Source organism: Microcystis sp. LE19-195.1E (assembly GCF_027532095.1).
Lineage (GTDB): Bacteria > Cyanobacteriota > Cyanobacteriia > Cyanobacteriales > Microcystaceae > Microcystis > Microcystis aeruginosa.
Window position 1 is genome coordinate 31,115 of record NZ_JAPZSZ010000084.1, and the last position, 10,304, is coordinate 41,418.

General features: G+C 42.4%; 17 protein-coding genes and 1 tRNA gene. 5 read left to right on the forward strand and 13 right to left on the reverse strand.

All coding sequences use genetic code 11. The features are described 5' to 3' along the window. Positions 1–192 precede the first annotated feature (192 nt). Positions 193–384, forward strand: coding sequence for a hypothetical protein (locus O9300_RS05125; RefSeq protein WP_043999505.1), 192 nt, complete (start codon positions 193–195; stop codon positions 382–384). A 363-nt stretch (positions 385–747) separates the two neighbouring features. Beyond that, positions 748–821 (forward strand) — tRNA-Arg (locus O9300_RS05130). A 226-nt stretch (positions 822–1,047) separates the two neighbouring features. On the opposite strand, the gene O9300_RS05135 is transcribed toward O9300_RS05130, so the two are convergent. Together O9300_RS05135 and O9300_RS05140 are read right to left on the reverse strand one after the other, a co-directional pair. Beyond that, positions 1,048–1,323 carry a hypothetical protein gene (locus O9300_RS05135; RefSeq protein ID WP_002763421.1) on the reverse strand — a complete coding sequence of 92 codons (276 nt, stop codon included), beginning with the start codon at positions 1,321–1,323 and terminating at the stop codon, positions 1,048–1,050. A 380-nt stretch (positions 1,324–1,703) separates the two neighbouring features. Continuing rightward, positions 1,704–2,252: an RDD family protein gene (locus O9300_RS05140; protein ID WP_002789701.1), complete on the reverse strand. Its 549-nt coding sequence runs from the start codon at positions 2,250–2,252 to the stop codon at positions 1,704–1,706. Positions 2,253–2,666: 414 nt separating this feature from the next. Between O9300_RS05140 and O9300_RS05145 the strand changes: the two genes are divergently transcribed. Next, the gene (locus O9300_RS05145; RefSeq protein ID WP_002763426.1) at positions 2,667–3,026 is read left to right on the forward strand and encodes a DUF6464 family protein; all 360 of its coding nucleotides are present in this window, start codon (positions 2,667–2,669) and stop codon (positions 3,024–3,026) included. 67 nt (positions 3,027–3,093) lie between these two features. Beyond that, complete coding sequence (gene bioF, locus O9300_RS05150) at positions 3,094–4,251, forward strand: 8-amino-7-oxononanoate synthase (protein ID WP_287970396.1); 1,158 nt, start codon at positions 3,094–3,096, stop codon at positions 4,249–4,251. A gap of 25 nt (positions 4,252–4,276) precedes the next feature. On the opposite strand, the gene O9300_RS05155 is transcribed toward bioF, so the two are convergent. Continuing rightward, on the reverse strand, positions 4,277–4,552 hold the full coding sequence (locus O9300_RS05155; protein WP_287970398.1) for a hypothetical protein: 276 nt from the start codon (positions 4,550–4,552) through the stop codon (positions 4,277–4,279). 52 nt (positions 4,553–4,604) lie between these two features. Between O9300_RS05155 and O9300_RS05160 the strand changes: the two genes are divergently transcribed. Continuing rightward, the gene (locus tag O9300_RS05160) at positions 4,605–4,883 is read left to right on the forward strand and encodes a hypothetical protein (protein WP_287970414.1); all 279 of its coding nucleotides are present in this window, start codon (positions 4,605–4,607) and stop codon (positions 4,881–4,883) included. On the opposite strand, the gene O9300_RS05165 is transcribed toward O9300_RS05160, so the two are convergent. From O9300_RS05165 to O9300_RS05210, 10 genes are all read right to left on the reverse strand, one after another. Further along, entirely contained in the window at positions 4,829–5,143 is a 315-nt protein-coding gene (locus O9300_RS05165; RefSeq protein ID WP_287970400.1) for a DUF2442 domain-containing protein, read from the reverse strand. The two genes, O9300_RS05160 and O9300_RS05165, sit on opposite strands and share 55 nt — an antisense overlap. After that, positions 5,124–5,342, reverse strand: coding sequence for a DUF4160 domain-containing protein (locus tag O9300_RS05170; RefSeq protein WP_002779928.1), 219 nt, complete (start codon positions 5,340–5,342; stop codon positions 5,124–5,126). The genes O9300_RS05165 and O9300_RS05170 overlap by 20 nt, the downstream gene beginning before the upstream one ends. Before the next feature lie 316 nt (positions 5,343–5,658). Continuing rightward, positions 5,659–6,012 (reverse strand): hypothetical protein, encoded by a 354-nt coding sequence (locus O9300_RS05175; protein ID WP_287970402.1) that lies wholly within the window; start codon positions 6,010–6,012, stop codon positions 5,659–5,661. 149 nt (positions 6,013–6,161) lie between these two features. Then, entirely contained in the window at positions 6,162–6,551 is a 390-nt protein-coding gene (locus tag O9300_RS05180) for a type II toxin-antitoxin system VapC family toxin (RefSeq protein ID WP_287970404.1), read from the reverse strand. Further along, positions 6,544–6,783, reverse strand: a complete 240-nt coding sequence (locus tag O9300_RS05185; RefSeq protein WP_002739406.1) for a hypothetical protein — start codon at positions 6,781–6,783, stop codon at positions 6,544–6,546. Before O9300_RS05185 ends, O9300_RS05180 begins: the two co-directional genes overlap by 8 nt. Before the next feature lie 136 nt (positions 6,784–6,919). Next, positions 6,920–7,045 carry a hypothetical protein gene (locus O9300_RS05190; protein ID WP_287970406.1) on the reverse strand — a complete coding sequence of 42 codons (126 nt, stop codon included), beginning with the start codon at positions 7,043–7,045 and terminating at the stop codon, positions 6,920–6,922. Between the two features lie 481 nt (positions 7,046–7,526). Then, the gene (locus tag O9300_RS05195; RefSeq protein ID WP_287970408.1) at positions 7,527–7,898 is read right to left on the reverse strand and encodes a DUF5615 family PIN-like protein; all 372 of its coding nucleotides are present in this window, start codon (positions 7,896–7,898) and stop codon (positions 7,527–7,529) included. A gap of 3 nt (positions 7,899–7,901) precedes the next feature. Beyond that, positions 7,902–8,132 (reverse strand): DUF433 domain-containing protein, encoded by a 231-nt coding sequence (locus tag O9300_RS05200; protein ID WP_002779924.1) that lies wholly within the window; start codon positions 8,130–8,132, stop codon positions 7,902–7,904. Between the two features lie 227 nt (positions 8,133–8,359). Further along, positions 8,360–9,058, reverse strand: a complete 699-nt coding sequence (locus O9300_RS05205) for a hypothetical protein (RefSeq protein ID WP_287970411.1) — start codon at positions 9,056–9,058, stop codon at positions 8,360–8,362. Positions 9,059–9,193: 135 nt separating this feature from the next. Next, positions 9,194–9,862: a hypothetical protein gene (locus tag O9300_RS05210; RefSeq protein WP_123230747.1), complete on the reverse strand. Its 669-nt coding sequence runs from the start codon at positions 9,860–9,862 to the stop codon at positions 9,194–9,196. Positions 9,863–10,304: the final 442 nt, after the last annotated feature.

Genomic DNA, 10,304 nt, shown 5'->3' on the forward strand with positions numbered 1-10,304 from the left:
GCTATCTTTTCGCCGTTTTTAAATAGTTTTTCCAAATTATGGCTTTAGTTTCCCGACCTCGATCGAGCCAGTTCCTAACCGGCATTCTAACACCGTCCCCCCGATTCAGAACAATATTTTCTTTTCCCAAGTCGGCAAAACCCAAGCTTAAAATAGGAGATGTGAATTCTCTAAATTCAAGGATGAGATGGCATGAGACTGGTTATTTTTATCTTAATAATTGTTTATGGTGCCGGTGGTTGGAAATTCTGGAATGGGTACAGAAGCACTAATTTTAGTCCCAGTTTACCCAATCGTTTAGCTCTAACCCTGTTCTGGCCGCTTCTTTTGGCTGTTAATCCCGCCTACCGCAAGAATTTTCAAAAAGCCCTCAAGGGCAAATAAAATTAACATACTGCCAAGGTCACGGCCATAAAACAGAAAGTAGCTGGGTATCGAGGTGTTTTTTCGCCGATTAGTCGAGATTACCCCCCCAAAAAAAACCCCTAAATAGGGTTTGCGGCAAAAAGTTTTTCGTGGGGGTAGGGTGTGGGGTTTTACCCATTTTCAGGTGGTCAATTACCTAATTTTCAGGGAAAAAGTCCCGGAATTTTCCCCCCAATCACTCCAATGGTCGGCACTTTTTGAGGGAAAAAAGTCTAAAAACCTTATCCAACAAGGTTGTTAGATTTATTCAGCAAACCCTAAATAATCCACGGCAATCAACAGTTTAGCCGTGGATGTCTTATCATGGTTAGGGAAAAAATTGGGGTCGTAGCTCAGTTGGATAGAGCGAGTGCCTCCTAAGCACTAGGCCGCCGGTTCGATCCCGGCCGATCCCGCCTTTTTCAGTGATCGGTAAACAGTAAACAGTGAAAAGATGCTGGGAAACTGCTATTTATAGCGCTTTTCACGTTACTGAGGTATCAACAAGTTTTGCCAACAAAGGGCTTAAGCCCCTTGCCCATGCCTCATTCTGATAAAAACTGCTATAGCATCAACCCCATTATCGAAATATTTACGGGCTTAATTAAGCCCGTAGGCACGGCTACGGGCAACTTCTAGAGGTTAGGCTTGATCGCTTCTGTTCTTGTTAATCTGTCGGATGATTTCAATCATTTGAGCGTGTCGATCATCCATTCTCTCTAGATGCCGGTAAAAATCGGCTTGAGTCTCATAAAAATCTGATTGTGCGCTTGCTATTCGAGCTAGGTAATCGTAAAGCCCTTTTTTCTCCTGTTTCCGTTCCTCGCGGTCACTAGCGACGGCATCAGCTAGGGCTTGAATAGCGCGAGCGTTCGATTCCACTATTCTCTCGATCCGCTCTAATCTGTCTTCTGACATTTTGGTAAACTCCTAATAGACTAATTCTTGTCCCCCACCGATGCCCGTCGGATGGGGGAATAACTTTAATTATGGGCTTTTCGATGCCAACGCTGATCCGATTTCCTAAATTCCCACTGTAATGCGATCTCATCAGGAGTCTTAATCTTTCCTGACTATTACCAAGTCAGGGAGACAAAATCAAGGGTTTTCCCGTTACAGGAAAACCCACATATAGCACTTTTCACGTTACTGAGGTATCGACAAGTTTTGCCAACAAAGGGCTTAAGCCCCTTGCCCATACCTCATTCTGATGAAAACTGCTATAATACTGCTCACTTAAAACTCAAAACTTAAAACTGATCACTGATCACTGATAACTGATCACTGATCACTGATATTTATCTTCTCATTCTGCCCTTAACTTGATACCAAAGCCTTCTTAAACGTAGATCGAGAGAAAAACCCCGACGGGTGGGAATAACAATCGTGCCACCGATGCGATCGTGGAAAGCTCGGTTCAATTGCTCATCACCGATCGCCATACCACAATCGGCGAAAAGGGGCGAAGATAGTAAAATCAAACTTAAAGGATTGCCAAAAAAAGTATTTAACCCTAGCATCATTAAAGCTGCCCCGCCACCAGCGATCGCCTCTCTTTTGCTTAACTCCAAAATTCCAGGTAAACGCTGAAGTCGTAGATCGATGATCTTCATATCCAAGGCCCAACGGCCTAAACTCTGACCCTGATTCTGCGCTACCAATAACACCCGCAAACACCACCAAATCAGGAGAAAAAGGAAGAATTGCAGTACAGGTGTACCGTTAGCAAAGGAGCTTAAAAACCAGATCGAGGCAAAGTCGATCAGGAAAGCATAGGCGCGACGATCTAAGGGAATTTTCGGAAATTTTTGCGGTAGATTATCTTCAGGCGGGATGGGGTAAACCATAAAAGACCTCTTGTAAAAATCAAAAATTGTTGTTAGGGTTAGGGGTCAGTAGCCAGTAGTCAGTAGTCAGGAGAATTAAGAATGAATAATAATCAGTTAAATGGTCTATTTACACACTTTATGCGATTTAATCCTTATTTTTGCCGTTTTTGAACCCTGAAAAATTAATTATGCAAGAGATTTAAAGTAAATTCTCGGAAAAATCCTGCGGTTTATCTTCCACTTTAATCGGGAAATTGGCAATTCTAGGATATTTGTCTCTTGTCTTTTTTCTCCCCCCGTCTCGGAGTCTTCTGTCTGGGGGTCTCCTCACCTAAGGTCAGATTTTTGATTTTTGCAGGAGATATAATTATTAATCGACTCGGAGATCTAAGCTACCATTGAGCAAAGGTAGCCCAGAATACAGGGATAATCATGGAGCAAGATTCATTAACAACGGAGGTTATTCTGACCCATCCGCGGCAAAGTTTGGGAGAGATACAGTTGGATTGGATGCCACAACCGGGTAATTATTTGGCCTTAAAAGGACAAACCTATGCGGTTTTGGAACGTCACCACCAGTATCAATACAAGATTGGTGGCTATTGTTTACGCAAAATATCCCTTTATGTACAAACTGCTCCCACCCCTAACGAAAAAAGTTTGATTGAAGGACGTTGGGTGATGGGGGATGCTAGTTGTCGTTTTAACGCCAGATCCGAACTGTTGCGCTGTGCGATTAACCCCCCAGGTCCCTGTCAAGATTGTCGTTTTTACGAAACTATTAACCCTTAAAAGAGCCTTTTTTCGGCAACAATCTGGCTATTTTCCCCTAGCTAACCGCTATATTGATCAATCGCCTATGAATCATCCTTACTCTTGGATCGAGGATAGCTTAAAAACCCTCCATCGGGCTAATTGGTATCGAAGGGTTAAAACCATTCAAGGCCGGGGCGGAGCCGTTATAGAATTAGAGGGTCGATCGCTGATCAATTTTGCCAGTAATGATTATCTGGGATTAGCAGCCGATGAAAGAATGATTGCGGCAGCCATAGCAGCGACACAACGCTATGGAACTGGAAGCACCGGCTCGCGTCTATTAAGTGGACACCGAGATATTCATCGAGACTTAGAATTAGCGATCGCATCTTTTAAAAATAGCGAAGACGCGATCGTTTTTAGTTCGGGATATTTAGCCAATTTGGGGACAATTACCTGTTTAGTGGGGCACAAAGACCTGATTTTAGGCGATCAATACAATCACTCTAGCCTCAAAAATGGAGCCAAGTTAAGCGGTGCCACGGTGAAAGAATACCGGCACAATAGTCTCGAAGATTTAGAAAATCAGTTATTAGCCCACCGTCATCACTATCGTCATTGTTTACTGCTCACTGATACAGTGTTTAGTATGGATGGGGATATCTGTCCCCTAGCGGCAATTCTCGCTCTAGCCGAGATTTATAATTGTATGGTTTTGGTGGATGAGGCCCACGCTACCGGGGTTATGGGGGAAAATGGCACAGGTTGCGTGGAATATTGTGGTTGTCAGGGACGGGAATTAATTCAGATGGGAACCCTGAGTAAAGCTTTGGGCAGTTTAGGGGGATATGTGACCGGAAACGCCAAAATTATCGATTTTATCCGCAATCGCGCCGCCACCTGGATTTATACTACCGGTTTATCCCCCGCCGACACCGCCGCCGCTAGAATGGCTTTAGAGATTATTCGTCTGGAACCGGAACGTCGCCAACGCTTACACCAAAATATTAATTTTGTCAAGAGTAAATTAAATAATCTTAATATATTGCCTTCGGAAGCGGCGATTTTATGTTTACCGGTAGCCAATCCGGGTCAAGCCCTAGAATTATCGCAAAAACTGCTAGAAAAAGGGATTTTTGCCCCAGCAATTCGTCCTCCTACCGTTCCCACCAGTCGTCTGCGGTTTACTGCCATGGCCACCCATAGCCTCGCCCATCTAGAGGTTCTTGTCCAGTCTATTAAGGAAAGCATTGCTTCGTAATTCTGATTGACGTAACCCTGCATCATCATAGAGCGTCTTTCAAACTCCGTGCGCCGAAACGATGAACGGCGCGATAGCCGATCCGAACAACCCAAGGCTGAGCATCAGGCAATCGTTCATAAAGTCGCCGAGTCGCAGTCATCGTATCGTCGGCAAGCTCAAACGCTCCAGTTTCGATGTTGATCGCCACAATTCTGCCATGATTACCTTCCTCAATTTGGGGGCGCACCTGAGATTCATAAATCTCATCGCCACGTCGGGCAAACTCTTCTTTGCTGTAGCGGGGTTGTCGAACTGTCATAGATTTGACCTCTTTTCAACTATACCCCTTCATTTTACCCTAAGCAATGGAGGTGTCTATCGTTGAGGTGGCGGAGGGGATTAAACCAGAAGTTGTTGGATTTCTTTTCGTCAACCCAACCCACAAGATCAGCGATCTGCTACGCAGTGCCTTCGGCATCGCACTCAGCCCACCAGAGCGGCATCGCACTTTAACCCACAGCTGCAATCAATGTGCATGGTGCGTTCCCCAAAAATCGATCGGTGGAGCAGTAGGAGCCACATTAGGGAACGCACCCTACGGCGATTGCGATCGCAATCGATTATTTAACCAACGCTTCAATGATTTTTGACTTTCCCCTGATGGTTGGCCAAGAATCAAGTTTTTAGTGCTAATGTCTTCATCTAGTTGATTCCAATGGATTCCACTGCCACCAGCGAGCAAGCGATAATCATTGCGCTCCTCAGTTGAGCCATGCAGGAGCCGAGGATACCATGCCAGGGGAACAGATATAGTGCGCCCATCAGACAAATCTACACTGAGTGTGTCATCTGTGATGGCCAATTGCTGAATAGCCAATGTTTCAAATACTTCATTCGTTAAAAAAGTCATTCCAGCCTGCTAGTAATTGTTCTTGGTTTTCTTGAACAAGTTTTTGAATGCGGTTAATTTCGGTGCGGTTAAATCCTTGGTTACTCTGAAGACGAACCGGCTGAAGCCAGAATTTAGCGATCTCTCGATCTCGTTCAACATGGATGTGAGGTGGCTCCGAAGCGATCGCCTGCGTAGCAAAAGAATCGATATGGGCCAACGGTCAACAGCGTGGGCATTCAAAAGTTTTGCTCTAAATATCTCAAACATAGCTGAATGCCTCGCTGACTGTCAATCTGTGAATATGCTCGTGTAGGCCAAAGGCTATTTAAGGTTAAGAACAATACAAGATTAGCCTTCGCAGTTTAGTTCCGAAGGTGTTGGATTTCTTTTCGTCAACCCAAGCTACAAGATCAGCGATCTGCTACGCAGTGCCTTCGGCATCGCACTTTAACCCACAGCTGCAATCAATGTGCATGGTGCGTTCCCCAAAAATCGATCGCTGGAGCAGTAGGAGCCACATTAGGGAACGCACCCTACGGCTGTAGCATTGAGGGATTTGCAATAAGTCCTCCAAGACCAATGGCTACTATTAAGAACAATAGAGCAAACGCGATTGACATATAGGTTAAAGTTTCGGCATGAGGTCGCCAATCAATTCCAAGTTCTGCCTGATGATGCTTCACCCAATTTGACAAATCCCAGGTCTTCCATGTGCCGAAACAAAACATAATGAACGTCCCGATGCTGAGTAGAAATGGTAGTTGAAGAGCAAGCCTAATTAAGTTTTCGCTAAGTTTAGCGCTGATTACATAGGTCAAAATCGCCCCAATAATTCCAAAGGAAAAAGAGGCGGATTTGATTAAATTTTCAAAATAAAATTTATGCAAATCTATCAGTTTTTCAAACCGAAGAACCGATACTCTTTATCCTCGCTCAAAAACCAATTCTCCTTTTTTAACTTCAGATACCGATGAACTAGCCCTGTTTACACCCTCCACCGAGGACTTGCGGCATAACGGTCTAGTTAGGCTTTTCCCTAAGGGTAGGGTAATACATTTAAATTTTGAATAAATCGGTAGTCTCGTTGATTCTTGGTGATAAAAGGGTAATTCCATATTATTGCTGTACCTGCAATCAAGCCATCGGCAATCAGCAAACCGTGACTTAGCCGATACAAGCGAAGTAAGTCAACCGCTTGGTCTGAAATAGGTTGGTCAATTCTGATTATATCAAACTGTTGAAGGAATTTTTCCAGCGTCCGTAACTCTGACTTGTTAGTGCAGCCAACAATTAGTTCCATTTGTGTAACTACGCTAATTGCTAATCTGGAACTTGATTGTAGCCTTTGCAGACAATTGACTGCTTCAGGAATACCACGACCAACATCAATGATTATGTCGGTATCTACGATAGTTGAACTAGCCATTTGTCTTTGACCACTCGCTTTCTCGTAAATTTCGCACCCAAGTAGTACTATCTAAATCTTGACGATCGCGCCACATTCCAACAAAGGGATCATTAACTAAATCAACATTTGACGATGCAGACAGAGGTTCAGAATATATGTACTTTTGTTTCAAAAAAGCGATCAGGCTGACTACTTGGCTCTGTGCTTCAGCAGGCAAAGATAAAAATTCACCTAAAATCTCATGAGTCATGGTTGTATCCTCCCCCATACCACGCCCACAAGCGTGTTAGCCAGATTAGCTTACTGCAAAGAGCTTCCTTTAAGGAGACTTATCACAGAAGCCTTCTAGGAATCTAGCAAAGATTCTTATATCTGGCTGCACTTTGTCACAAAATTTCACTATTATTTCGGGTAAGGTATCGTAAATCCCTTGATAGATAGGGTTTACTGAAAAAGTTTGTTGGTGGGGCTAGGGTGTGGGGTGTGGGGTGTGGGGTGTAGGTTTTACCCATTTTCAGGCGGTCAATTACCTAATTTTCAGGGAAAAAGTCCCTGAATTTTCCTCCCAATCACTCCAATCGCTGGTACTTTTTGATTTCAAAAAAGTCTAAAAATATTATCCAACAAGGTTTTTAGATTTATTCAGCAACCCCTAGATAGGCCAGCGTTTCAATCGGGACTAACTTCTGGGAAACCCGCTATAGATCTCCTGCAAAAATTAAAAACCTGACCTTAGGTTAGGAAAATCCGAGACAGGAGGAGAAAAAAGACAGGAAAATTTAGTACAAAAGCTCTACTCCCCCTGCTCTGGCGCTCCCTAGCTTACCAGAGGTCGATTATTCACTAAATGGTATCAAAAAAATCGGGTCTAAAACCTCGTCTTTACTCGTTTTATTATCACAGGATTTGGTATCACAGCTGCAATCAATGTGCATGGTGCGTTCCCCAAAAATCGATCGGTGGAGCAGTAAGAGCCACATGAGGGAACGCACCCTACAAGATCGGCGATCGCACCGTTAAGTCTCTCATTCTAATTTTGTCTTCTTCAATAACTGTAAAGTGTCCATACCAGTCATCCCGCAATGAGATAACCTTGGCAACTTTCTCAGCGACTACAGATGCAGAAGGTACTCTTATTCTAAACAAAATAATACCAACACTGGCCGGCAACCTTGAACGAAAGGCGAGTTCTCCAAAATCTTTATCAAATGTCAAGAGAATACGATTTTCTGCTTGGGCGCGACTTAAAACTTCACGGTCCGAGATTCCGGGGGATTCCACCCTAATCCACAGGACATCATGGCCATTTTGTCGTAGGGCTTCAACCGCATCAAGGGGGAAATTTTCGTTCGCTAGAAAACGCATCAGTTAAGCAGGAATAGCATAGACTTTCTCAGATTTGAGCATTACACTAGCATAGCTAAGACAAGCTTGAATATCTTCTACTGTAATACCTGGGTAGTTTCGCAGAATTTCATCAATACTCCAACCTTGGGCGAGAAGATCGATGATAAATTCAACCGCAATCCTTGTTCCTTTAATGATAGGTTTTCCCACCAAAATATCGGGATTTAGTGTAATTCGAGTTTCCCAGTCCATAGCTACATCATTGAAAGTGTTTTCAAAAAGGTAAAGGCTGCGTGGGACGCACCCTATATCTCGTTTTATTATAACAGGATTTGGTATCACAGATGCAATCAATGTGCATGGTGCGTTCCCCAAAAATCGATCGCTGGAGCAGTAGGAGTCATATTAGGGAACGTACCCTACAAGATCGGCGATCGTACTTGCGTTAGCGATCGCAATTTCATGGATTTTGAGTTAGATTACGGCAGAAGATCCTTGATATCCTCTCTCATTTTCTTTGCTTTAGAATCATCGGGTCCACTTACCACAAGAAACACAGCTTTAACATCTGAATTGCATCCTACAAACACGTTATAGCTTCCTCTAGTTGCATAGATACCCATTCTAACTGGAGTAACATTTTGCAAACCATAGTTTGCCAAGCTCTTTGTTAGAGACTCTAGACATTTGTTTTCAGAAATTGACATTACAGCCGCGTAGGTATGAACTCTAGGTGGAGTCATCACAGGTATTGCTGATTTGGATGATCCTACGAGATATGTAGTACCAAAAGTTAACAGACTACCAAAAATTGCACCTAACGCAGTTATGATTTTCCATTTAGTTTCTACGGATGCTTTCTGTTGTTCTAGGCTCAATTTATCTCGTTCTAGCTGTTGTTCTAAATTCAGTTTATCTCGTTCCAGTTGAAGCCTTTCTTCCTCTAATTTAGGTAAATCTTTAGCTAAGGAGAGTGTTACTAATATATCTTTTGGCTTTGAACTTCCTGACCATCGAATAATATGATTTTCAACATTGAAAATTTTTGTATCAGCTTTCATCCCATCATGATAAAGAGCCTCAAAGTTTGCGCCAGGAATGAGCAGAGCATCACAGCGCCATCCTCCCATTGCTGGCACCCAATCTTCGTCTTTGAGGTAAATGTTGAATTTAATCATTACTTGAATATTCTTGACTTAAGATTTGCTACATCAACAGAAATGGAGGTATGAAGTGGGTCTAGAAATATGAAGTTAAATATACTTCAATGATCAGGTTACAAATTCATGCTAATAAAAACAGAAAAACTAAAATTATCGAACTGCATCAAAAGATGCAATTATTGCTTCATTTTCGCTTAAAGCATTTTGAATCTCACGATCCAATGCTTTAGCCTCCACTATCGCTTCGTCTACATCTCTAATGTATTGATCAATCTGTGCGAGGCCAGTAGCAACCTGAATATAGCCAAGAATATCATCATATTTCTTGACTGATTTCTCAATATTAGATAAAACTTCTTCTGCTATCTTCATTTTCTCATTAAAGACTTTCTGCTTATCACCAATATCAGAAAGCATTTTGCTTTTTAACTCAGGTGTTGAGTTTTGATTAGCTCTTGTTTGAAGTAGCGAGAATAGTTCATTAGCTGCTGAGCTTGTTTGATTAATTCGAGAGCGTAATTCACTGCTACCTTGTGATAAAGAGGAACCTCTCTGCTCCATTTTTTGAACTACGTTAGTGGAGAAATTCTTCTCGTTTAAGAATGTTCCCAACTCTTTATAAGAAACGTTTAAGGCATAAACATTGTCATTTGACAACTGTCGAGAAAGTTTCAACAACTGTTGTACAGTTCTAACAGCAGTTATTATGTTTGCAACAGTTACAACTTGAGGAGTACAACCCGACACAATGGCAAAAAATAAGGAAAGTCCAAAATAAGATGCTACTATCTCTCGACGCTTTACATTAAACTTAATCATCTTTGGAACCTAGTTTCATGAATAGTACAGGGAAACTTTCCGTATAACACTCTCCAGAGTAACAATATGGGTCAACTTTCGGTATATCACTCTATTTAGGCGCAATTGCAAGAACTTTTCCCCATATCACGCCCAAAAGCGTGTTAGCCAGATTAGCTTACTGCAAACAATCTCCTTTTAAGGAAACTTATCACAGAAGCTTTCTAGAAATCTAGCAAAGATTCTTGTATCTGGCTGCACTTTGTCACAGAATTTCACTATTATTTCGGGTAAGGTATAGTAACCCACATTCCGCACCCTGGTCGTTGAAATCAAAAGTTGCTCTAGCCCTTGTATAGTAAGACTTTTAGCGATTACTAAGAATTATGAAGTGTCACACTCTAGTCAGCGATCGCCAGCTTAATGAGAGTTTATCTCAATAATTTGGTATCAGAGCTATCAG

Coding starts and splice junctions, on each gene's coding strand:
- O9300_RS05125 (WP_043999505.1), top strand. CDS start 193: ATGAGACTGGTTATTTTTATCTTAATAATTGTTTATGGTGCCGGTGGT.
- O9300_RS05135 (WP_002763421.1), bottom strand. CDS start 1,323: ATGTCAGAAGACAGATTAGAGCGGATCGAGAGAATAGTGGAATCGAAC.
- O9300_RS05140 (WP_002789701.1), bottom strand. CDS start 2,252: ATGGTTTACCCCATCCCGCCTGAAGATAATCTACCGCAAAAATTTCCG.
- O9300_RS05145 (WP_002763426.1), top strand. CDS start 2,667: ATGGAGCAAGATTCATTAACAACGGAGGTTATTCTGACCCATCCGCGG.
- bioF (WP_287970396.1), top strand. CDS start 3,094: ATGAATCATCCTTACTCTTGGATCGAGGATAGCTTAAAAACCCTCCAT.
- O9300_RS05155 (WP_287970398.1), bottom strand. CDS start 4,552: ATGACAGTTCGACAACCCCGCTACAGCAAAGAAGAGTTTGCCCGACGT.
- O9300_RS05165 (WP_287970400.1), bottom strand. CDS start 5,143: ATGACTTTTTTAACGAATGAAGTATTTGAAACATTGGCTATTCAGCAA.
- O9300_RS05180 (WP_287970404.1), bottom strand. CDS start 6,551: ATGGCTAGTTCAACTATCGTAGATACCGACATAATCATTGATGTTGGT.
- O9300_RS05185 (WP_002739406.1), bottom strand. CDS start 6,783: ATGACTCATGAGATTTTAGGTGAATTTTTATCTTTGCCTGCTGAAGCA.
- O9300_RS05190 (WP_287970406.1), bottom strand. CDS start 7,045: ATGGGTAAAACCTACACCCCACACCCCACACCCCACACCCTAGCCCCA.
- O9300_RS05195 (WP_287970408.1), bottom strand. CDS start 7,898: ATGCGTTTTCTAGCGAACGAAAATTTCCCCCTTGATGCGGTTGAAGCC.
- O9300_RS05200 (WP_002779924.1), bottom strand. CDS start 8,132: ATGGACTGGGAAACTCGAATTACACTAAATCCCGATATTTTGGTGGGA.
- O9300_RS05205 (WP_287970411.1), bottom strand. CDS start 9,058: ATGATTAAATTCAACATTTACCTCAAAGACGAAGATTGGGTGCCAGCA.
- O9300_RS05210 (WP_123230747.1), bottom strand. CDS start 9,862: ATGATTAAGTTTAATGTAAAGCGTCGAGAGATAGTAGCATCTTATTTT.